The organism is Streptomyces cyaneofuscatus, from assembly GCF_033109485.1.
Taxonomy (GTDB): Bacteria; Actinomycetota; Actinomycetes; order Streptomycetales; family Streptomycetaceae; genus Streptomyces; species Streptomyces cyaneofuscatus.
The window spans coordinates 5,025,850-5,047,644 of sequence record NZ_CP137002.1; the positions used below are offsets into that span (position 1 = coordinate 5,025,850).

General features: G+C 70.7%; 19 protein-coding genes, 1 tRNA gene and 1 riboswitch. Of the genes, 12 read left to right on the top strand and 8 right to left on the bottom strand.

Going from position 1 to position 21,795, the window contains the following annotated elements; all coding sequences use genetic code 11:
- Positions 1 to 205 precede the first annotated feature (205 nt).
- Positions 206 to 403, top strand: a riboswitch (cyclic di-AMP (ydaO/yuaA leader).
- A gap of 5 nt (positions 404 to 408) precedes the next feature.
- The 5 genes from R2B67_RS22195 (at position 409) to R2B67_RS22215 (ending at position 5,023) form a co-directional block, all read left to right on the top strand.
- Positions 409 to 1,125: a transglycosylase family protein gene (locus R2B67_RS22195; RefSeq protein WP_317820502.1), complete on the top strand. Its 717-nt coding sequence runs from the start codon at positions 409 to 411 to the stop codon at positions 1,123 to 1,125.
- A 411-nt stretch (positions 1,126 to 1,536) separates the two neighbouring features.
- Positions 1,537 to 2,817: a phosphopyruvate hydratase gene (eno, locus tag R2B67_RS22200; RefSeq protein WP_018515627.1), complete on the top strand. Its 1,281-nt coding sequence runs from the start codon at positions 1,537 to 1,539 to the stop codon at positions 2,815 to 2,817.
- A 112-nt stretch (positions 2,818 to 2,929) separates the two neighbouring features.
- Complete coding sequence (locus tag R2B67_RS22205; protein WP_018515626.1) at positions 2,930 to 3,400, top strand: FtsB family cell division protein; 471 nt, start codon at positions 2,930 to 2,932, stop codon at positions 3,398 to 3,400.
- Between the two features lie 73 nt (positions 3,401 to 3,473).
- A complete protein-coding gene (locus tag R2B67_RS22210) occupies positions 3,474 to 4,085 on the top strand; it encodes a DUF501 domain-containing protein (RefSeq protein ID WP_317820503.1) in 612 nt (203 codons plus the stop codon).
- Positions 4,082 to 5,023, top strand: coding sequence for a Ppx/GppA phosphatase family protein (locus R2B67_RS22215; protein ID WP_317820504.1), 942 nt, complete (start codon positions 4,082 to 4,084; stop codon positions 5,021 to 5,023). Before R2B67_RS22210 ends, R2B67_RS22215 begins: the two co-directional genes overlap by 4 nt.
- A gap of 44 nt (positions 5,024 to 5,067) precedes the next feature.
- Here R2B67_RS22215 and R2B67_RS22220 read toward each other — a convergent pair whose 3' ends face one another.
- Positions 5,068 to 5,337: a type II toxin-antitoxin system RelE family toxin gene (locus tag R2B67_RS22220; protein WP_317820505.1), complete on the bottom strand. Its 270-nt coding sequence runs from the start codon at positions 5,335 to 5,337 to the stop codon at positions 5,068 to 5,070.
- Entirely contained in the window at positions 5,334 to 5,606 is a 273-nt protein-coding gene (locus R2B67_RS22225) for a type II toxin-antitoxin system Phd/YefM family antitoxin (RefSeq protein WP_018515622.1), read from the bottom strand. Before R2B67_RS22225 ends, R2B67_RS22220 begins: the two co-directional genes overlap by 4 nt.
- A gap of 122 nt (positions 5,607 to 5,728) precedes the next feature.
- Between R2B67_RS22225 and R2B67_RS22230 the strand changes: the two genes are divergently transcribed.
- From R2B67_RS22230 to R2B67_RS22240, 3 genes are all read left to right on the top strand, one after another.
- Positions 5,729 to 6,727, top strand: a complete 999-nt coding sequence (locus tag R2B67_RS22230; RefSeq protein ID WP_317820506.1) for a bile acid:sodium symporter — start codon at positions 5,729 to 5,731, stop codon at positions 6,725 to 6,727.
- Between the two features lie 387 nt (positions 6,728 to 7,114).
- Positions 7,115 to 8,506, top strand: coding sequence for an NAD(P)/FAD-dependent oxidoreductase (locus R2B67_RS22235; RefSeq protein WP_237326262.1), 1,392 nt, complete (start codon positions 7,115 to 7,117; stop codon positions 8,504 to 8,506).
- 289 nt (positions 8,507 to 8,795) lie between these two features.
- Positions 8,796 to 10,109 carry a class I SAM-dependent methyltransferase gene (locus R2B67_RS22240; RefSeq protein WP_317820508.1) on the top strand — a complete coding sequence of 438 codons (1,314 nt, stop codon included), beginning with the start codon at positions 8,796 to 8,798 and terminating at the stop codon, positions 10,107 to 10,109.
- A 133-nt stretch (positions 10,110 to 10,242) separates the two neighbouring features.
- Here R2B67_RS22240 and R2B67_RS22245 read toward each other — a convergent pair whose 3' ends face one another.
- Both R2B67_RS22245 and R2B67_RS22250 read right to left on the bottom strand, forming a co-directional pair.
- Positions 10,243 to 12,777: an ABC transporter permease gene (locus tag R2B67_RS22245; RefSeq protein ID WP_317820509.1), complete on the bottom strand. Its 2,535-nt coding sequence runs from the start codon at positions 12,775 to 12,777 to the stop codon at positions 10,243 to 10,245.
- 98 nt (positions 12,778 to 12,875) lie between these two features.
- A complete protein-coding gene (locus R2B67_RS22250; protein ID WP_018515617.1) occupies positions 12,876 to 13,646 on the bottom strand; it encodes an ABC transporter ATP-binding protein in 771 nt (256 codons plus the stop codon).
- Positions 13,647 to 14,199: 553 nt separating this feature from the next.
- On the opposite strand from R2B67_RS22250, the gene R2B67_RS22255 reads away from it, so the two are divergent.
- From R2B67_RS22255 to R2B67_RS22265, 3 genes are all read left to right on the top strand, one after another.
- Positions 14,200 to 14,285, top strand: a tRNA-Leu gene (locus R2B67_RS22255).
- 172 nt (positions 14,286 to 14,457) lie between these two features.
- A complete protein-coding gene (locus tag R2B67_RS22260) occupies positions 14,458 to 15,342 on the top strand; it encodes a Bax inhibitor-1/YccA family protein (protein WP_317820511.1) in 885 nt (294 codons plus the stop codon).
- A 137-nt stretch (positions 15,343 to 15,479) separates the two neighbouring features.
- On the top strand, positions 15,480 to 15,797 hold the full coding sequence (locus R2B67_RS22265; protein WP_317820513.1) for a hypothetical protein: 318 nt from the start codon (positions 15,480 to 15,482) through the stop codon (positions 15,795 to 15,797).
- 20 nt (positions 15,798 to 15,817) lie between these two features.
- Here the strand turns inward: R2B67_RS22265 and R2B67_RS22270 are convergent, their stop codons facing one another.
- The 3 genes from R2B67_RS22270 to R2B67_RS22280 form a co-directional block, all read right to left on the bottom strand.
- Complete coding sequence (locus R2B67_RS22270; RefSeq protein ID WP_317820515.1) at positions 15,818 to 16,696, bottom strand: hypothetical protein; 879 nt, start codon at positions 16,694 to 16,696, stop codon at positions 15,818 to 15,820.
- 219 nt (positions 16,697 to 16,915) lie between these two features.
- The gene (locus R2B67_RS22275) at positions 16,916 to 18,136 is read right to left on the bottom strand and encodes an acetyl-CoA C-acetyltransferase (protein ID WP_128844858.1); all 1,221 of its coding nucleotides are present in this window, start codon (positions 18,134 to 18,136) and stop codon (positions 16,916 to 16,918) included.
- A gap of 165 nt (positions 18,137 to 18,301) precedes the next feature.
- Positions 18,302 to 19,315 (bottom strand): SGNH/GDSL hydrolase family protein, encoded by a 1,014-nt coding sequence (locus tag R2B67_RS22280; protein ID WP_018515612.1) that lies wholly within the window; start codon positions 19,313 to 19,315, stop codon positions 18,302 to 18,304.
- A gap of 232 nt (positions 19,316 to 19,547) precedes the next feature.
- Between R2B67_RS22280 and R2B67_RS22285 the strand changes: the two genes are divergently transcribed.
- A complete protein-coding gene (locus R2B67_RS22285) occupies positions 19,548 to 20,954 on the top strand; it encodes a cystathionine beta-synthase (protein ID WP_317820517.1) in 1,407 nt (468 codons plus the stop codon).
- A gap of 393 nt (positions 20,955 to 21,347) precedes the next feature.
- Here R2B67_RS22285 and R2B67_RS22290 read toward each other — a convergent pair whose 3' ends face one another.
- Positions 21,348 to 21,794, bottom strand: coding sequence for a hypothetical protein (locus R2B67_RS22290; RefSeq protein WP_317820519.1), 447 nt, complete (start codon positions 21,792 to 21,794; stop codon positions 21,348 to 21,350).
- Position 21,795: the final 1 nt, after the last annotated feature.

The following is a 21,795-nucleotide window of genomic DNA, read 5'->3' on the forward strand; positions in this document are numbered from 1 at the left end:
TGCAACTGGCGCGTCGCGTCCGCCCGCTCGGCGCAGATCCCCTCCGACCTGCGGAAACGGTCCGTCAGGGTGAGCAAGTAAGCGCCGATTGGGCCAGTATGTCCATCTTTGAATGTCGGGGTTGCCTGTGTTTACGGTCGGAACCGCTCGCACCGCGGGCCCCGTCGACCGTCACGCCGAATCCTGCCGTCGGTCGAAGGGAACAGACGCGTAAGCGCCGTAGGCAGGAGCGGGGGACCCAGGTAGGCCGCCGGGTCCGTACAACCCCTTCGAAGGACAGCTCCTTCGAGGCCGGGGACGTACGGGAACGGCTTGGGGTGAAGTCGCGCGCAAGGTCGCGCGACCGGGCAACTCATCAGCCCGAACCCGACAGCTCACCTCGTAGGCGTCGGTGAGGAGATCCGTTCCATGCTGCTGAACAGCAAGGGCAAGCACCGCCGCCCCTCGAAGACCGTCCGTTTCGCCACCCTCGCGGGCATCACCGGTGCCGCCGTGGCCGTCCCGCTGATGGGTGCGACCAACGCTTCCGCCGCCTCCGTCGAGACCTGGGACGCCGTCGCCCAGTGCGAGTCCGGCGGCAACTGGTCCATCAACACCGGCAACGGCTACTACGGCGGGCTCCAGTTCTCGCAGTCGAGCTGGGCCGCCGCCGGCGGTACGCAGTACGCCTCGCGCGCCGACCTGGCCTCCAAGGACCAGCAGATCGCCACCGCCGAGAAGCTCCTCGACATGCAGGGCCCGGGCGCCTGGGCCTGCGCCGGCGCCGGCGGCCTCACCAACGACGGTGTGGACCCGGGCGTGAACACCGGCTCCGGCCAGTCCGCGAGCAAGCCCGAGCAGGCCCAGCCCGAGCGCAAGGCCGAGCAGCCCACCACGCGCAGCGAGCAGCGCACCGCCCCGGCCGCCCCCAAGGCCGAGAGCTCCAAGAAGACCGTCACCACCCCGACCGGTGAGAAGGTCCAGAAGGGCGACGGCGAGTACAAGGTCAAGACCGGCGACACCCTGAGCAAGATCGCCGACAAGGAAGGCGTCAAGGGCGGCTGGAGCAAGCTCTTCAAGCTCAACGACGACATCGTCAAGGACGCGAACCTGATCTTCCCGGGTCAGCAGCTCCACCTGAAGTAACAGCCGGCTCTCCTCCCCGGAGGGAGGGGGTCCGGCGGCACCCTCCCTCGCACGGCTCCCCGGCCCGGCGCGCTACTCCCCCCGTGCGCGCCGGGCCGGGGTCTTTCCGTGGGAAGGGCGCCGCTCCCGCCGTGTGAAGGACGCCGGCGGGGATGGGGGTAGGGGCGATGACGGGTGATGGGGATGGGAATGGTGGGCGATCCGTTCACTTCTTGTCGGCATCGCACCCCCGCCGCTTGTTACCGCCCAGTAGATTTCTAGAGATTTGTCCCGTGATGCTGGCCCTTGGGTCCTTTTTCGTCCCAGGAGACGGGCGGTCGGCCGACTGACGCGGCCGGGCCGGTTAGGCTCGTGTCGCAAGGCCACAGTGACCCTGCACAACCAGCGTCATATCCCAGAAGGAGATGCCTCGTGCCGTCCATCGACGTCGTCGTAGCCAGGGAAATCCTCGACTCCCGGGGCAACCCCACGGTCGAGGTCGAGGTTGGCCTCGACGACGGCAGCACGGGCCGTGCTGCCGTTCCGTCCGGCGCCTCCACCGGTGCGTTCGAGGCTGTTGAGCTTCGCGACGGTGACCCCAACCGCTACCAGGGCAAGGGCGTCGAGAAGGCCGTCCTCGCCGTCATCGAGCAGATCGGCCCGGAGCTCGTCGGGTACGACGCCACCGAGCAGCGCCTCATCGACCAGGCGATGTTCGACCTGGACGCCACCGAGAACAAGGCCTCGCTCGGCGCGAACGCCATCCTCGGTGTCTCGCTCGCCGTCGCGCACGCCGCCTCCGAGGCGTCCGACCTGCCGCTCTTCCGCTACCTCGGCGGCCCGAACGCGCACCTGCTGCCCGTTCCGATGATGAACATCCTGAACGGCGGCTCGCACGCCGACTCCAACGTGGACATCCAGGAGTTCATGATCGCCCCGATCGGCGCGGAGTCCTTCTCCGAGGCCCTGCGCTGGGGCGCGGAGATCTACCACACGCTGAAGAAGGTCCTCAAGACCAAGGGCCTGTCCACCGGACTCGGCGACGAGGGCGGCTTCGCCCCGAACCTGGAGTCCAACCGCGCCGCCCTGGACCTCATCGTCGAGGCCATCACGGAGGCCGGTTACGTCCCGGGCCGCGATGTCGCACTCGCGCTCGACGTCGCCGCGTCCGAGTTCTACAAGGACGGCGTCTACGAGTTCGAGGGCAAGTCCCGCTCGGCCGCCGAGATGACCGAGTACTACGAGGAGCTCGTCTCCGCGTACCCGCTGGTCTCCATCGAGGACCCGCTGTACGAGGACGACTGGGCCGGCTGGAAGGTCATCACCGACCGCATCGGCTCCAAGGTGCAGATCGTCGGCGACGACCTCTTCGTCACCAACCCCGAGCGCCTGGCCCGCGGCATCGAGGAGGGCTCCGCCAACGCCCTGCTCGTGAAGGTCAACCAGATCGGTTCGCTGACCGAGACCCTGGACGCCGTCGAGCTGGCCCAGCGCAACGGCTTCAAGTGCATGATGTCGCACCGCTCCGGTGAGACCGAGGACGTCACCATCGCCGACCTCGCCGTCGCCGTGAACTGCGGCCAGATCAAGACCGGCGCCCCGGCCCGCTCGGATCGCGTCGCCAAGTACAACCAGCTGCTGCGCATCGAGGAGATCCTCGACGACGCCGCGGTGTACGCGGGCCGCTCCGCCTTCCCGCGCTTCAAGGGCTGACCCCCTTCCCAGGGCTGACCCGCGGCCCTGGGACGGTAGCCTCCGCCCGTCCCCGCACCCGGTCCCGTACCGTGTGCGGGGACGGACGTGTATGACGGGGAGGCGAGAGAACATGGCCGGGAAGGACCGCGACCGGTTCTCCACCGCGACCAGGCTGCGACTGCTCGGCGAGCAGACCGCGGCCCGCGTGTACCGCTCCCAGAACCGCCGCCAGGCCCGCCGCTCCCGGCTCACCGGCCGGGCCGCGTTCCTGGCGCTGGTGGTCTGCTCCCTGGTGGTCGCGCTCGCCTACCCGATGCGTCAGTACGTCTCCCAGCGCGACGAGATCGCCGAGCAGGAGCGGCTCTCGCAGGAGGCGAAGGCGCGCACCGAGGAGCTGCGGGACGAGAAGGCGCGGCTCCAGGACGACGCGTACATCATGCGGCTGGCCCGCCAGCACCTCCATTACGTCCTCCCCGGCGAGACCGGCTACATCGTGGCCGACCCCGACGCGGTGGAGGACCGCCGCGGAGAGCCCGGCGAGAACCACCGCCCCTGGCACTCGAACGTCTGGGACGGCGTGGACAGCGCCGACCGCGACTGACGCGCCCCTCCTCCGACACGACCCTTCCCTCCGACGAGCTTTCGACGAGCTTCCGAGCAGAACCAAGGCAGGCATGGAAACGCCCCCTCCGCAGACCGAGTCCACCAAGCCCACCGACGCGGACATCGCCGCGTTCGAGCAGCAGCTCGGCCGCCCGCCGCGCGGCCTGCGCGCCATCGCGCACCGCTGCCCGTGCGGCAACCCGGACGTGGTGGAGACCCAGCCCCGTCTGGAGGACGGCACGCCGTTCCCGACGACGTACTACCTGACCTGCCCCCGGGCGGCCTCGGCGATCGGCACGCTGGAGGCGAACGGGGTCATGAAGGAGATGACGGCCCGTCTGGAGACCGACCCGGAGCTGGCCGCCGCCTACCGGGCCGCGCACGAGGACTACATCACCCGCCGCGACGCCATCGAGGTCCTGGAGGGCTTCCCCAGCGCCGGCGGCATGCCGGACCGGGTGAAGTGCCTGCACGTCCTGGTCGGCCACTCGCTGGCCGCCGGCCCGGGGGTGAACCCGCTGGGCGACGAGGCCATCGCGATGCTGCCGGAGTGGTGGGCCAAGGGCGCGTGCGTCACGCCGTGCGTGCCGAAGGACGAGGACGGCTGGACGGTGGATGAGAGCGACGGGGGTCACTTCGCCTTCCGTCCCGTCGACGGTCCCTCCGAAGGGCAGGGCGCATGACCAGGGTCGCCGCCGTCGACTGCGGTACGAACTCCATCCGGCTCCTCGTCGCCGACGCGGACCCCGCCACCGGCTCCTTCACCCAGCTGGACCGCCGGATGACGATCGTCCGCCTCGGCCAGGGCGTCGACAAGACCGGCCGGCTGGCCCCCGAGGCGCTGGAGCGCACCTTCGCGGCCTGCCGCGAGTATGCCGCGGTGATCGAGGAGCTCGGCGCCGAACGGGTCCGCTTCGTGGCCACCTCCGCCTCCCGCGACGCCGAGAACAGCGAGGAGTTCGTCTCCGGCGTCCGGTCCATCCTGGGCGTCGAGCCCGAGGTGATCACCGGCGACCAGGAGGCGCAGCTCTCCTTCGACGGCGCCACCAAGGAGCTGACCGGCGGCGACCACCTGGAGAAGCCGTATCTGGTCGTCGACATCGGCGGCGGCTCCACCGAGTTCGTGCTCGGCTCGGACGAGGTCGAGGCGGCCCGCTCCGTGGACATCGGCTGCGTCCGCATGACCGAACGTCACCTGACCGTGGACGGCACCGTGATGGACCCGCCCACCCATGAGCGGGTCGCCGCGATCCGCGCGGACATCGACGCCGCCCTGGATGTGGCCGCCGGGACCGTCGCGCTGACCGAGGCGGCCACGCTGGTCGGCCTGGCGGGCACGGTTACCACGATCGCGGGCATCGCGCTGGAGCTGGCGGAGTACGACTCCGAGGCCATCCACCACTCCCGCGTCTCCCGAGGCCAGGTCCGCGCGATCACCGAGCACCTCCTCCAGACGACCCACGAGGAGCGCGCCGCGATCCCCGTGATGCACCCGGGCCGGGTCGACGTGATCGCGGCGGGCGCCCTCGTCCTGCTCGCCGTGATGGAGCGGACGGGCGCGCACGAGGTCGTCGTCAGCGAGCACGACATCCTGGACGGCATCGCCTGGAGCGCCGCGTAGCCGAGCTGATCGAGCTGTGAGTGCGGCGCGGGGCCGCCCCGCACTCACAGGGAGCGGTAGACGTCCCGCCGGTCGCCGACCTTGACGACGACGATGATCAGCTCACCGTCCTCCACCTGGTAGGCGACCCGGTAGCTGCCCACCCGGAGCCGGTAGAGCCCCGACGGGCCGGTGAGCTTCTTGATGTCGGCGTCCTCGCGGTACGGATCGTCGCCGAGGGCCGTCAGGGCGGCGAGGATGCGCATGGCGGCGGGCCGGTCGATGGCCCGGAGCTGTCGTTGAGCCGCCGCGGTGAACCGGAACGCGTACTTCACGCCGCGTCGTCAGCGCGCTCGGTGAACAGGTCCGCCAGCAGCTCCGCCATCGTCACGGTCGGGCCGCCCTCGGCCAGGACCGCTTCCGCCTCCCGGGCGAGCAGCACGTCCGCCGCTTCCTCCAGTGCGTCGAAGTCCGCGATGGGCACCAGTGCGGCGACGGGTTCGCCGTTGCGGGTGATCACCGTGGGCGTGCCCGCCTCGGCGGAGTTGATGTGGTCCGCCAGGTGCGCGCGGGCTTCCCGTACAGTCACAGTGCTCTCGGCCATGGGTCTAGTGTACGCGTATTCGTGTACACATACACGAGGTCGTCGTCAGCGAGCACGACGTCCTGGACGGCATCGCCTGGAGCGCCGCGTAACAGCCCGGCAGGGGCGGGGGGACGTACAGCATGAGCGAGGGCACGCCGCGTGGGGCCGTCGAGCGGATGGAACACCATCAGGTGGCCGTCTATCTCGCCGCGATGGCCCTCGGCGCCCTTCTCGGTCTCGCGGCGCCTTCCTTCGGGCCGGGGTTGGAGCACCTCATCAACCCCGTCCTGGGCGCGCTCCTTTTCGTGACCTTCCTTCAGGTCCCGGCGGCCGAGCTGCTGCGCTCGCTGCGCGACGGGCGGTTCCTCTCCGCCGCGCTGGTGGTGAACTTCGTCGTGGTGCCGCTCGTCGTCGCCGCGCTGTTCACGTTCCTGCCGGCCGACCGGGCGGTGCGGCTCGGGGTGCTGCTCGTGCTGCTCTGTCCGTGCGTGGACTACGTGATCGTCTTCAGCGGGCTCGCGGGAGGATCGGCCCGCCGGCTGCTCGCCGTGACGCCGGTCCTGCTGGTCGCGCAGATGGTGCTGCTGCCGGTGTTCCTGTACGCGTTCCTCGGCTCCGGGCTCGCCGACATCGTGGAGGCCGGACCGTTCCTGGAGGCGTTCGCCTTCCTGATCGTCATCCCGCTCGCGCTGGCCTGGGGGCTCCAGGGCTGGGCGGGGCGGCGGGAGAGCGGGCGGAAGGTGTCGGACGCGGCGACCACGACGATGGTCCCGTTGATGGCCGCGACCCTGCTGGTGGTCGTGGCCTCCCAGGTGCCGAAGCTGGGCGGGAACCTCACCGACGTCGCCGCGGTCGTCCCCTTCTACGCGGCGTTCCTGGTGGTGATGGCCTTCGCCGGGAGGGCGGTGGCCCGGCTGTTCCGGCTGGACGTGCCCGGGGGGCGGGCGGTGGTCTTCAGCGGGGCGACGCGTAACTCCCTGGTGGTGCTTCCCCTCGCGCTGGCCCTCCCCGACGCGTACGCGATCGCCGCCGTCGTGGTCGTCACGCAGACCCTCGTCGAGGTCGTCGGCATGGTTCTTTGCGTCCGCGCCGTGCCCCGCCTCCTGCCCGCTCAGCCGCAGCGTCACCTGCACCTTTGAGCCGCCCCGGGGGCCTGCTGGGCTGCTCGGGGGACCCTTCCGGAGAGGCGCCGCGAGAAAGTTCGTGAACTTCTTCACAAGGAATTCGGCCCTCTTGGGCGAAGTTCGTCCCCGCAAGGGCCGCCCGGGCCCCAGGAGGGCCCTCGTGGAAGGCGTACAGGCGCGTTCCGGGGGTGTTGCGCAGGTGTGAAAAGGGGTGCCGTCGCGGTGCTCCTGGAGGGCCAAGGGCCAGCTCACAGGCGGTCAGGAACGTTTCCCGGGGTGCTGCGGTTCCCCTGCGGCGTCATGACCTGGGTCACGTGGGCGGCGAAGTGTAGCAGAGGGTGGGTGAATCCTTGTGAAGGGGCTCACGAGCACCCCCCTGAGGGGAGGTGGATACTCGATGGCATGAGCACCACGGAGCGTCCCAGGATCCTCGTTGTAGGCGGTGGGTACGTAGGCCTGTACGCAGCTCGTCGCATTCTGAAGAAGATGCGATACGGAGAGGCGACCGTCACGGTCGTCGACCCGCGGTCGTACATGACGTACCAACCCTTCCTCCCCGAAGCTGCCGCAGGCAGCATCTCGCCTCGGCATGTCGTCGTCCCGCTGCGACGCGTGCTGCCCAAGGCTGAGGTTCTCACCGGTCGTGTCACGACCATCGACCAGGACCGCAAGGTCGCCACGGTCGCGCCGCTCGTCGGCGAGGCCTACGAGCTGCCCTTCGACTACCTGGTCATCGCGATGGGCGCGGTCTCCCGTACCTTCCCGATCCCCGGCCTCGCCGAGCAGGGCATCGGCATGAAGGGCATCGAGGAGGCCATCGGCCTGCGCAACCACGTCCTGGAGCAGCTGGACAAGGCTGACTCCACGACCGATGAGGACGTCCGCCGCAAGGCGCTGACGTTCGTCTTCGTGGGCGGCGGCTTCGCCGGTGCGGAGACCATCGGCGAGGTCGAGGACATGGCCCGCGACGCGGCGAAGTACTACACCAACGTGAAGCGCGAGGACATGCGCTTCATCCTGGTCGACGCCGCCGACAAGATCCTTCCCGAGGTCGGCCCGAAGCTGGGCACCTACGGCAAGGAGCACCTGGAGAGCCGCGGTGTGGAGATCTACCTCTCCACCTCGATGGACTCCTGCGTCGACGGCCACGTGGTGCTCAAGAACGGCCTGGAGGTCGACTCCAGCACCATCGTGTGGACCGCCGGTGTGAAGCCGAACCCGGCGCTCGCCCGCTTCGGTCTGCCGCTCGGCCCCCGCGGCCACGTGGACACCTCCGAGAAGCTCCAGGTGCAGGGCACCGACTACATCTGGGCCGCGGGCGACAACGCCCAGGTGCCGGACATGGTCGGCCGCCGCGCCGGCAACCCGAACGCCTGGTGCCCGCCCAACGCCCAGCACGCGCTGCGTCAGGCGAAGGTCCTCGGCGACAACGTGATCTCCGGCATGCGGGGCTTCCCGCAGAAGGAGTACAGCCACGCCAACAAGGGTGCGGTCGCCGGTCTCGGCCTGCACAAGGGCGTCGCGATGATCGTCATGGGCAAGGTGAAGATCAAGCTCAAGGGCCGTCTCGCCTGGTACATGCACCGCGGCTACCACGGCATGGCGATGCCGACCTGGAACCGTAAGATCCGGATCTTCGCCGACTGGACCCTCGCGGTCTTCCTGAAGCGCGAGGTCGTCTCGCTCGGCGCCATGGAGACGCCGCGCGAGGAGTTCTACGAGGCCGCCAAGCCGGCCCCGGCTCCGGCCGTCGCCGCCGCCAAGCCCGAGGGCGAGAAGGCCAAGGCCTCCTGACCCCCCGGTGACGCGCTCCGCGGGGAGCGCACCGTACGACGCCCGAAGGGGCCGTCCGCCATCCGTGGTGCGGACGGCCCCTTCGGCGTATCCGTGGCCGTGTCCACCGTGGGCGGGCGCGCGTTTTGCCCTTTCGTTGCCCGGTAGCGGGATGACGGAGCGTGGAAGGAGAGTTGACACAGACGTACCTCGTCGTGGCACCGATCCCTGCCACGGCGGGACTATGGGCACGTCGTTACGCATCGGGCTTGTTGTGTTTGTCGGGAACACCACCACGGAGGTGTGCGCCATGGCACGCGCCGCATCGCGGCTGACCGCTCTTGCCGAAGAGCTGCTCTCGGAACCCCTACCGGTCCGCATCCGGGCCTGGGACGGCAGCGAATCGGGTCCGCCCGGCGCCCCCGTCCTCGTGATCCGCCACCGCCGCGCCCTGCGAAGACTGTTGTGGAAGCCCGGCGAACTGGGCCTGGCCCGCGCCTGGGTGGCCGGGGAGATCGATGTCGAGGGCGATCTGTACGAGGTGCTCGACCGGATCGCCGGGCTCCTGTGGGACCGGGGCGCCGACGCCAAGGACGCCGTCCACCCGGTCCGCGACCCCGCCGTACGCGCCTTCGCCCGCGGCCTCCTCCAGCTGGCCGGCCCCTGGCCGCCGCCCGCCCCGCCCGCCGAGGAGGTCCGCCGCCGCACCGGCCCGCTGCACACCAAGCGGCGGGACAAGGAGGCCATCAGCCACCACTACGACGTGGGCAACGACTTCTACGCCCTGGTCCTCGGCCCGTCCATGGTCTACTCCTGCGCCTACTGGCAGGACGGCGGCGCCCTGGAGGACGCCCAGCGCGACAAGCTCGACCTGGTCTCCCGCAAGCTCGCGCTGAAGGAGGGCGACCGCCTCCTGGACGTCGGCTGCGGCTGGGGCTCCATGGCCATCCACGCCGCCCGCGAGTACGGGGCGCGGGTCACCGGCATCACCCTCTCCCAGGAACAGGCCACCCACGCCCGCAAGCGCATCGCCGAGGCGGGCCTGACCGACCGGATCGAGATCCGCGTCCAGGACTACCGGGACGTCACCGACGGGCCGTACGACGCGATCTCCTCGATCGGCATGGCCGAACACGTCGGCTCGGTCCGCTACCGCGAGTACGCCGACGACCTCTACGCCCTCCTGAAGCCCGGCGGCCGCCTGCTGAACCACCAGATCGCCCGCCGCCCTGAGAAGGACGAGGACGCCTACCGCATCGACGCGTTCATCGACTCCTACGTCTTCCCCGACGGCGAACTCGCCCCCCTCGGCCGCACCCTGGCCACCCTGGAGGAGGCCGGGTTCGAGGCCCGGGACGTGGAGGCGATCCGCGAGCACTACGCGCTGACCCTGCGCCAGTGGGTGGCCAACCTGGAGCGCCACTGGGAGCAGGCCGTACGCGCCACCTCCCCGGGCCGGGCCAGGGTCTGGCGGCTCTACATGGCCGCCTCCGCGCTCTCCTTCGAGCACAACAAGATCGGCGTCAACCAGATCCTCGCGGTGCGCCCCCTGGAGGGCGGCTCCTCCCGGCTGCCGCTGCGCAGCCGCGCCTGGACGGAGGAGGCGGAGCGGGCGGACGGCTGACCCGTACGCGTACCTCCGCGGTGCGTACGCCCGTGGTACGGGCGAGGGGCCGGTGCTCCGCCTTCCAGCGGTGCACCGGCCCCTCGTCGTCCCTGTCCTGCCCCTGTCCCGTCCCGGTCCCGGGGAGCTCCGGCTACTCGGTCTTGATCGCCGTCAGCATGTTGAGCTTCGCGGCGCTGCGGGCGGGCCACAGCGAGGCGAGGACGCCCACCAGTCCGGCCAGGGCCAGGAAGATCGCCAGCCGGTCCCACGGGATGACCAGGGCGTAGCCGGGGATGTCGGCGGCCAGGGTCTGGCCGATCGCCCAGCCGAGGAAGACCCCGAGGCCGACCCCGATCACCGCGCCGAAGACCGAGATGACGACGGCCTCCAGGCGGATCATGCGCTTGACCCGGCCGCGGTCGAGACCGATCGCCCGCAGCATGCCGATCTCCTGCTGGCGCTCGAACACCGACATCGCGAGGGTGTTGACGACCCCGAGGACGGCGATCAGCAGGGCCATGGCGAGCAGCCCGTACATGATGTTCAGCGCGGTGTTGATGAAGCCGCCGAACATGTCACGGATGTCCTGCCGGTCCATGACGCTCATCGCCGGGTTGTCGCCGAGCGCGTCCACGATGGACTGCTCGTTGGCCTGGCTCGCGCCGCCGTCCGTCTTGATCCAGATCTCGCGGATCTCGGGGCGGGAGGAGGCGCTGTGCCGGTCGGCGAGCTCCTTGGGGATCACGAAGGGCGAGAGGAACTCGTTCTCCTTGTAGAGCGCCCCGATCGTGACCTTGCCCTTCTTCTCGTCGTCGAACTGGACGGGAAGGGTGTCGCCGGTCTTCCAGCCGTTCGACTTCGCCGTCTTGGAGCCGACGGCGACCTGGCCGTCCTTCAGGGTGGCGAGCGAACCGGAGACGGTGTCCAGGGCGAAGACCTTCTCCACGTCGCCCGGGGTGACGCCGGAGGCGGAGTGGTACTCCCCGTCCACCTGGAGGGACGAGGCCTGCTGCGGGGAGAGCGCGGAGACGCCGTCCGCCTTCGACAGGGCGGTGAGCGCCGACTTGTCGAGGGAGTCGCCACTGGCCATCGAGACCATGTAGTCGGCCTTGATGTTGTCCGTGGTCATCTTGTCGATGGCCTGGCCGAGTGTGACGCCGAGCACCGAGATGCCGGTGACCAGGGTCAGCCCGATCGCCAGGGCGGAGGCGGTGGCTCCGGTACGCCGGGGGTTGCGGACCGCGTTCTGCGAGGCCAGCTTCCCGGAGACGCCGAACAGCTTGCTGATCGCCGGCCGCACCAGGGCGATGACCGGGCGGGAGAGCAGCGGGATCAGGATGATGATGCCGATCAGGGCGAGGAAGGCGCCGGCCGCGACCAGGTACCGGCCGTTGGTCCCGCCGGTCGCGGCGCCGCCGACGATGCCCACGGCACCCAGCAGGGCGATGAAGCCGCCGATCGAGTTCCGTACGACCAGGGACTTGACCGAGGCGGTGGCGTGCACGCTGCTCATCGCGGCGACCGGGGCGATCTTCGCGGCCCGGCGGGCGGGCAGCCAGGCGGCCAGGATCGTGATCACGATGCCGACGGCGAAGGCGGAGAGGACCGCGGTGGGCGAGACGATCAGCGGCCCGGCCGGGATCTTGCCGCCGAGGAGGCCCATCGCGGAGCGCAGACCGGTGGCGAGGCCGAGGCCCAGGGCGAAGCCGATGACGGAGGCGAGCGTGCCGACGACGGCGGCCTCGATCAGCACCGAGCGCTTGACCTGGCGGCGCGTGGCACCGATGGCCCGCATCAGGGCCAGCTCACGGGTGCGCTGGGCGACCAGCATGGTGAAGGTGTTGGCGATGAGGAAGATGCCGACGAAGAGGGCGATGCCCGCGAAGGCCAGCAGCATGGCGTTGAGGCTGCTGAGACCGGACTCGATCTGCTCGGCCTGCTCGTCAGCGAGGGCCTTGCCGGTCTGCGCGGTGGCTTCCTTCGGCAGCAGCGGCGTGATGGCGTCCAGCAGCTTGCTGTCGGAGGCGCCCGCGGCGGCGGCCACGGTGGCGTTCTGGAAGACGCCGGGCTTCAGGTAGAGCTTCTGGGCGGTCGCGGTGTCGAAGAGGACCAGGCTGCCGCCCGCGTTGACCGCGCCGTCCTCGGTGGTGAAGACACCGGAGAGGGTGTACTCCTTCACCGGGCCGTTGGTGGCGACCCGGACCGGGTCACCGACGCGGTACTTGCCCTTGGAGGCGGTGTCCTTGTCGAGGGCGATCTGGCCGTTCTTCGCCGGGCCGCTGCCCTGGGTGAAGTCGTACGCGCCGTCCTTGCCGTCCTTGCCGGGGGCGAAGTTGGCGCCGGTGTTGGACCAGCCGTTGCCGATCAGCTTGCCGTCCGGGTCGGCGACCCCGGCGAAGCCGTTGACCCGGCCGGTGACGGAGGCGACGCCGTCCACCGCGCGGATCTTCTCCAGGGTGGCCTCGTCGAGGCCGGGGGTCTTCTCGTCGCGCCCGCCGGCGTAGGTCTCCACGGCGACGGCGACATCGTCGTAGCTCTTGGCGGACTGGTTGCGGAAGGCGTTGCCGAGGGTGTCGGTGAAGACGAGGGTGCCGGAGACGAACGCTACGCCGAGCATGACGGCGAGCACGGTCATCAGCAGCCTGGCCTTGTGCGCGAGCACATTGCGCAGGGCGGTACGGAACATGTCTGTGTGTCCTGGGATGGGTTCCGGAAGGGGGACGTGGAGCGCGGGGGCGGGGCCGGGGTGCTGCGGCGGGGCCGGGGTGCGGCGGCCCGCCCGGGTCAGCTCGTGCGGCCCTTCGCGTCGAACGCCTTCATCCGGTCGAGGACCCCGTCGGCGGTCGGGTGCATCATCTGGTCGACGACCGCGCCGTCCGCGAGGAAGATCACCCGGTCCGCGTAGGAGGCGGCCACCGGGTCGTGGGTCACCATCACCACGGTCTGGCCCAGCTCGCGGACCGAGTTGCGCAGGAAGCCCAGGACCTCGGCGCCGGAGCGTGAGTCCAGGTTTCCGGTCGGCTCGTCACCGAAGATGATGTCGGGCTGCGAGGCCAGGGCGCGGGCCACGGCGACACGCTGCTGCTGGCCGCCGGAGAGCTCGGTGGGCCGGTGCTTGAGCCGGTCCGAGAGCCCCACCATGTCGATGACCTTCTGGAGCCACGCGGCGTCGGGCTTCCGGCCCGCGATGTCCATCGGCAGGGTGATGTTCTCCAGCGCGGTGAGCGTCGGCAGCAGGTTGAAGGCCTGGAAGATGAAGCCGATCTTGTCCCGGCGCAACTGGGTGAGCTGCTTGTCCTTCAGCGTGGACAGCTCGGTGTCGCCGATGCGCACCGAACCGCTGCTGAAGCTGTCGAGACCGGCGACGCAGTGCATCAGCGTCGACTTGCCGGAGCCCGAGGGGCCCATGATCGCGGTGAACTCGCCCTGCGGGAAGTCCACGGTCACCCGGTCCAGGGCGACGACCTGCGTCTCACCCTCGCCGTAGACCTTCGACAGCTCCGTGGCGCGGGCAGCCACCGCGGTGGCGCGGTGAACGGTGGGAGTGGTGGTCACAGGGACGCTCCTGGTTCGGGTGATGCGGATGCATACGGGGGTGACGCGGCCCGCGCTGACGGCGCGGCCTTGGGGACTACTCCATCGTCACGTCCCGATCGCGCCGAGTCGTCACCCCCGATGCCCGTTCCCGTGGCCCTCTTGAGTCGCATCACAGGGGTGGGGCCGTCCTCCTCGGGTATGACACCGACCCTGAGGCTTCATCCGAGGGACGGTCTCGTGACGCAGGGTGACGGCCGCTTCCCGGCGGCGCAGGCGCCCCCGCACCCGGAGCGGGAGCCGCTCCCGGCGCCCCGGATCCCGAGGGTGGCGCGCCCCCTGGCGAAGCCTGGCGCGCACCTGGCGTATTGGGCCGTACGGGTGCGGCGACTTTCCGTCAATCCCGCAGGGGGTCCGGTCGGCCGGGATCCGGTGCGGGCGCGTGGTGAGGCCGCGCGAATATGCTGACGGTCCCTCAAGCGTTCAATAAAATAGGACAACATCGCGCCACTGTTCCGCTGATCGGGGGACGCCCCCGGATAGGGTCAGTTGCCAACGCGGAGCCGCGCGGCACGCCCGGATGGTGGAACGTAGACACGGCGAGCTTAAACCTCGCTGCCCCTCGGGGGCGTGCCGGTTCGAGTCCGGCTCCGGGCACCACGCACAGTACGGAGCGTGACCCGGACGGTCCTCCCCGTAGCCCCTGCCCCCGCAGGCTCCACCGTCACCCGCGGACCACGGTGACAAAGATCCTCCTCCGGCACTGGGTGCTTCTTTTGCCTACCCATTACTCTTGTCGCAAGGCCGCGCAGTGTGGCCATGGAGGAGTGAGATGAGGAGCAGCAACCCGGTCTTCTCGCGACGGGGGTTCAGCCGCGACAACGGCCACGCGGGCTTCAACGCGGCGCCGCAGGCCGGGGCCGCCACGACGGGCGCCAACCCGTACGCGCAGGGCACCGCCGCAAACCCGTACGCCACCAACCCTTACGCCCAGCAGGGCACCCAGCCCGGCGCCCCGGCGCCCGCGCGCACCGACGCGATGACCATCGACGACGTGGTGACGCGTACGGCGATGACGCTCGGTCTGGTCGTCGTGGCCGCCGCCATCGCCTGGTGGGTCATGCCGGTCGACCAGGCGAACCTGGGCAGCGCCTACGGTGTCGCCATCGGTGCCGCGATCATCGGCTTCGTGCTGTCGCTGGTGAACTCGTTCAAGCGCCGGCCCTCGCCGCCGCTGATCCTGCTGTACGCGGCGTTCGAGGGTGTCTTCCTCGGCATCGTCAGCAACATCGTCAGTGTCTACGTCGCCCCCGGCGCCGCGATGCAGGCGGTGCTCGGCACGATGGCGGTCTTCGCCGGTGTGCTGATCGCCTACCGCACCGGTCTGATCCGGGTCACGCGCCGTTTCTACGGCTTCGTGATGGCGGCCGCCATCGGCTTCATGCTGCTGATGATGGTCAACCTGCTGTTCGCCGTCTTCGGCGGCGGTGACGGCCTCGGCTTCCGCAGCGGCGCCCTCGGCATCATCTTCGGCATCGTGGCCATCGTGATCGGCGCGTGCATCCTCGCTCTCAACTTCAAGCAGGTCGAGGACGGCATCGCGTACGGCGCCCCGCGCGAGGAGGCATGGCTGGCCGCGTTCGGCCTCACCGTGACCCTGGTGTGGATCTACATCGAGATGCTGCGCCTGGTCGCCATCCTCAGCGGTGACGACTGACCGGTGACGACTGACCGGTGACACACCGGTGAGAACCACGAGAACGGAAGGGCCCGCAGGCATGAAGCCTGCGGGCCCTTCCGTCTGAGCGTCCGGCTGTTGGCGGCCGGGCGGGAGGGGCACGTAGGGTCGTGCGCGTGCTCGATACGACGCCTCTGATCCTGGCCGTGGACCGATTCGCCGACCGGCTGCGTTCGGCCCCGCAGAGCCGCCTCCAGCGCGGTGCGGCCGCCGAGGGCTTGGCCGCCGCCCGCGAACTCGCCGCACGGGCGCAGCGCTTCGAGAGCCCCGGGGCGGAGCCGCGGGTGCTGCCGGACGCCGGGGTGTTCGCGGTGGGCGACCAACTCGCCGTCGCGGGGCGTGATCTGGCCGTGGAACTGGTGACGGCCCCGTCCGGAGAGCTGGACGAGGCCGTGCGATACGTGGAGGAAGCGGCGGCGCGGGCTTTCGCGTAGCCGCGGGAGGCGGCGACGGGTCAGAACGAGGCGATGACGCGGTCCGCCAGGATGTAGACGTTGTCCTCACCGCAGGAGAAGGTCAGCGCGTAGGCGCCGGAGACGCCCGAGCCGCCCAGCAGCACCGGCTGCCGGCCCGCCCGCAGCGCGTCCGCGAGCCGCTCGGCCGTCTCGCGGTGGCCGGGGGTCATACAGAGCGTGGTGCCGTCGGCGAAGACGTACACATCGAGCGTGCCCAGCGGGCCCGGCCGCACATCGGTGAGCTCGGTGGCCAGGTCGGCCAGCTCCTCCAGGCGGCTCACGGTGCGCTCGTGGTCGGTGACCACCGGCGTCTGTACGGGGACGAAGTCCGGGTGGGAGGGGTGGCGGCGGCGGGCCGCGGCCAGCTCGGGGGAGTCCTCGGGGTGGTCCGCGATCTCCGGAAGGTCCATGAACTCACCGGCGAACTCACCGGCCTCGTGCTCCGCCAGCGTCCGCTCGCTCAGCTCCGCCAGCTCCTCCATCGCCTCGGCCGATTCGAGGTCCAGCGACTCCAGACCCGCGAAGTCGCTCTGGCGCGGAAGGTAGAACGGGGCGTCCTCACCGAGCACCGGCATCCCGCCCAGCAGGGAGGGGGCGTCCGCCGCGTCACGGGCCTCCTGGGCGGCCCAGAAGGCGCGCGCCTCGGCCAGCTCACGCTCGCGCTCCTCGGCCAGCGCCTCGGCCACGGCCGCGCGTATCTCCTCGGGGGGAGTGGCGGCACTACGGCTCTGCGGTGGGACCGACGCACCGGGAGCGCGCCCCTCGGCCAGCTCCGTGCGCAGGCCCGCGACCTGCTTGCGCAGCCCGTGAGCGGCATGCAGCGCGGCGGCGCCGACGGCCGTGGCAGCGGCGGTGGTCAGCAACAGGGCAAATGACATGGCGCTCACTGACAACTCCCGGTTTCAATCGATACCCCCGACTTCCTACATCAGCTTGGCCTGTACCCGTACCGGCTGTCAGTGCATTACGTCACGAAATGGACAGGTCTTTCGGTCCGATGTTTAGCGCCAAAAGGCTGTGACCTGCGAAAACGACTCTCCCCCGGGACGCAGATCACATCCTGGGGGAGATTCGGTCACGGTCGGGGCTCGGTGGGGTTAGCTGAGCCGCTCGATCACCATCGCCATGCCCTGCCCGCCGCCCACGCACATCGTCTCCAGGCCCCACTGCTTGTCGTGGAACTGGAGGCTGTTGATCAGCGTGCCGGTGATGCGGGCGCCGGTCATGCCGAAGGGGTGGCCGACCGCGATCGCGCCGCCGTTGACGTTGACCTTCTCCAGCGGCAGGCCGAGGTCCCGGTAGGAGGGGATGACCTGGGCGGCGAACGCCTCGTTCAGCTCGGCGAGGTCGATGTCGCCGATGGTCAGGCCCGCCCGCTTCAGCGCCTGCTTGCTCGCCTCGACGGGGCCGTAGCCCATGATCTCGGGGGAGAGGCCGGAGACACCGGTGGAGACGATCCGGGCCAGCGGGGTCAGGCCCAGCTCGCGCGCCTTGGTGTCGGACATGATCACCAGGGCGGCGGCGCCGTCGTTGAGCGGGCAGCAGTTGCCCGCGGTGACGAGGCCGTCGGGGCGGAAGACCGGCTTCAGGCCCTGCACGCCCTCCAGCGTGACGCCGGCGCGCGGGCCGTCGTCCTTGGAGACGACCGTGCCGTCGGGGGTGGTGACCGGGGTGATCTCCCGCTCCCAGAAGCCGTTCTTCAGGGCTTCCTCGGCGAGGTTCTGCGACCGTACGCCGAACTCGTCCATGTCCTGGCGGGTGACGCCCTTGGACCGGGCCAGGTTCTCCGCCGTCTGCCCCATCGAGATGTACGCGTCCGGGACGATGCCGTCCTCACGCGGGTCGTGCCAGCCGGCGCCGGACTCCTCGGCGCGGGCGGCGGTGCGGGCCTCGGCCTCGGCGAAGAGCGGGTTGTGCGTGTCCGGGAGGCTGTCGGAGTTGCCCTTGGTGAAGCGGGACACCATCTCGACGCCCGCCGAGATGAAGACGTCGCCCTCGCCCGCCTTGATCGCGTGCAGCGCCATCCGGCTGGTCTGGAGGGAGGAGGAGCAGTAGCGGGTGACCGTACAGCCGGGAAGGTGGTCCATCCCCATCTGTACGGCGATGATGCGGCCCAGGTTGTTGCCCTGCTCGCCCCCGGGCAGACCGCAGCCCAGCATCAGGTCATCGATGTCCTTCGGGTCCAGCTCGGGGACCTTGGCCAGCGCGGTCTGGATGATCGTGGCGGTCAGGTCGTCCGCGCGCAGGTCCTTGAGGGACCCCTTGAAGGCGCGGCCGATCGGCGAACGGGCGGCAGAGACGATCACGGCTTCGGGCATCACGCGGCTCCATGAGGGCTGGAAAGCTGGGTGGACAGGGGGAACTCCCTTGGAAGCTACCCGGGCGTATGGCCCGGGTCACCCGGCAGGCCGTGTGATGAGCGACTCTTTTCTAAGCGCTTGCTCAGCCCTCTGCGGCCTGCCGGGTGCCCGGTCCGGGAAGCCCTATGTGTGCCCGTGCGCCGCGTCCGGGTGTGGATGGGGTGCCGCCGCCGGTTCCGTCTCCGTTGAGGCGGGCAGACGCCGCCTCCTGCGGTGCTTGAGGAGCGCCCAGGGGGCGCGCGCCCCCGTGACCTCCGTACCGGCCTCGCGGGCCGCCTGGGAGGCCGCCTTGGCCACCGGGAGGATGTCCTCGCGGCGCGAACCGTCCAGCCGGTCCGACTCCGGCCACAGGCCCAGCACCGCGCAGAGCGTCGGCAGCACCGCCATCGCCGCCGTCGCGTACCCCTCGGCGGAGGGGTGGTAGTTGTCCGGGCCGAACAGCTCGCGCGGGTTCGCCGCGAACTCCGGGCCCAGCAGGTCGCCCAGCGACACCGTGCGCCCGCCCTGCTCCACCGAGCCGATCGTCTGCGCTGCCGCCAGCTGCCTGCTCACCCGCCGGGCCAGCCACCGCAGCGGCTGGTACACCGGCTCGATCGTGCCCAGGTCCGGGCAGGTCCCGACGACCACCTCCGCCCCCGCCGTCCGCAGTCGGCGCACCGCCGTCGTCAGACAGCGCACCGACTGGGTGGCGGGCATCCGGTGGGTGACGTCGTTCGCCCCGATCATGATCACGCAGACGTCCGGGGTACGGGCCGGGTCCGCGAGCAGCAGCGAGACCTGCCGCTCCAGATCGTCCGACCTGGCCCCCGGCAGCGCCACGTTCCGCAGGTCCACCGGCCGCTCGGACACCGCCGCGAGCCCCGAGGCGAGCAGCGCCCCCGGGGTCTGCCCGGCCCGCCGCACGCCCTGGCCCGCCGCCGTCGAATCCCCCAGCATCCCGAGCCGCAACGGATCGTTCGGCCCGGCGAACGCCACCCCGTACCGCCCGTCCGCACTCGGCGGAACCGGTGCCGTACCGCCGCCCACCTGCCTCTTCGCGAGCTGGACCTCCGCCAGGAACACGCCGACGGCCGCCGCACCGATCAGTCCGATGCTGCCACCGCCGTAAGCCGCGCCCGCCGCGATCCGCCGTGCCACCCTTGCTCTCGACACAGTCCGGTCCACCTCCTTCTCGCCGTACCGCCCTACATGTACCTACCTGCCCCGTGAAGTGCGCCGCCCAATCGCACCGCGCGTCCCCGGGCCCGTACGCTCCGTGTCCGACCTCGCTTTCCGGCCTCCCTTTCCCGGGACGGAGCCCGTACGTACGCATCGTCCGGCCCGTACGCATACTCTGGGCCGGACCATCTCGGAGATCCCGGAGTACACGGTGCAATTCCACGATTCGCTGATCACTCTTGTCGGCAACACCCCGCTGGTGAGGCTGCGCAACGTCACGGCAGGCATCCAGGCGACCGTCCTGGCCAAGGTCGAGTACTTCAACCCTGGCGGGTCGGTGAAGGACCGCATCGCCCTGCGCATGATCGAGGCGGCCGAGCAGAGCGGCGAGCTCAAGCCCGGCGGCACGATCATCGAGCCGACCAGCGGCAACACGGGCGTCGGCCTGGCGATCGTCGCCCAGCAGAAGGGCTACAAGTGCATCTTCGTCTGCCCGGACAAGGTGTCCACGGACAAGATCAACGTGCTGCGCGCGTACGGCGCCGAGGTCGTCGTCTGCCCCAGCGCGGTTGACCCGGAGCACCCGGACTCGTACTACAACGTCTCCGACCGCCTGGTCACCGAGACGCCCGGGGCCTGGAAGCCGGACCAGTACTCCAACCCGAACAACCCGCGCTCGCACTACGAGACCACCGGTCCCGAGCTGTGGGAGCAGACGGAGGGGAAGATCACCCACTTCGTCGCGGGCGTCGGCACCGGCGGCACGATCACCGGCACCGGGCGCTACCTCAAGGAGATCAGCAAGGGCGCCGTCCAGGTCATCGGCACCGACCCGGAGGGCTCGGTCTACTCCGGCGGCTCCGGCCGGCCGTACCTGGTCGAGGGCGTCGGCGAGGACTTCTGGCCCTCCGCCTACGACGCCGAGGTCACCGACGAGATCGTCGCGGTCTCCGACAAGGACACCTTCCAGATGACCCGCCGCCTCGCCAAGGAGGAGGGCCTGCTCGTCGGCGGCTCCTGCGGTATGGCGGTCGTCGGGGCCCTGGAGGTCGCCCGGCGGCTCGGCCCGGACGACGTCGTGGTGGTGCTGCTGCCCGACAGCGGCCGCGGCTACCTGAGCAAGATCTTCAACGACGAGTGGATGGCCGACTACGGCTTCCTGGAGGACACCAGCTCCTCCCCGCAGGTCAGCGCGGTGCTCAACTTCAAGGAGGGCCCGCTGCCCTCCCTCGTCCACATGCACCCGGACGAGACGGTCGGCCAGGCGATCGACGTGCTGCGTGAGTACGGCGTCTCCCAGATGCCGATCGTGAAGCCGGGCGCCGGACACCCCGACGTGATGGCCGCCGAGGTCATCGGCTCCGTCGTCGAGCGGCAGCTGCTGGACGCCCTGTTCACCCAGCGCGCCTCGCTCAGCGACCCGCTGGAGAAGCACATGTCGGCCCCGCTGCCGCAGGTCGGCTCGGGCGAGCCGGTCGAGGACCTGATGGCCGCGCTCAGTGGTGCCGATGGTGCGGATGCGGCGATCGTGCTCGTCGAGGGCAAGCCGAAGGGCGTCGTGAGCAGGCAGGACGTGCTGGCGTTCCTCGCGAAGGACGCCGGGTCCGCGAAGGTCTGACCCGGTCAGGTCCGACCGGGGCCGGTCGCGGTCAGGGCTTCGCGAAAACGGTACGAGCGCGTCACGTCCGCGCAGCACCCGCTTAACACGGCTCCGGCACATTGGTGGGTGTCGGCAGGGAAACCCGCCGGCACCCAGAACGGCGACACCGGACTACGGAGCGGCTCCCGGACCTCCACCGTCGCCCGGACGCGGGCATCCGGCCCTGACCCGGACCGCGTCCTTCGCGGGGACCGCCGTCGTCCCGCCCCCCGGGCCACCGGGGGTGCGGCGGCCCCCGTGACATACCTCAGGGGTATCCCCTGGACGCGCGGCCGGACCCCCCGGTGGGCCCGGCCGCGCGGCCGTTCCCGGCCACGTCCCGTGTGTCTTCTGCGCGGCTACGTCACCCGGTCAGTCCTGCCACTCCGAGGCCGGGGCCGCGCGCCGCTCCCGCCCCCGCTGCCGGAACAGGCCCCCGCCGCGCGACGCGTTGGCCACGTTCACCCCGACGATCCCCATCCAGGCCACCACCAGCCCCTCGATGCCCGCGTTGGCGACCCCGATCGCGGAGAGCGGGACGGCCAGCACGAGCGATACGACCCCGAACCCGAACCGCTCCCCGAAGCCGGACAGCGCCCCGGCGGACGGCGGCGATATGGACCGGGGGTCCCGGGCGGCCGTCACCTGCTGCTCGGCGAGGTGGCGCCGGACCTGGCGGTCCAGGGTGGTGTCGAGGCGCTGCTCGACCTTCTCCAGGAACGAGTCGACGAGCGCGGACTCGTACTCCGGACCCAGCTCGCGGCGCGCCTGGAGGGTGGCGGCGAGCTCCTTCTCGATCTCGTGGTCTCGGGCTTCCATA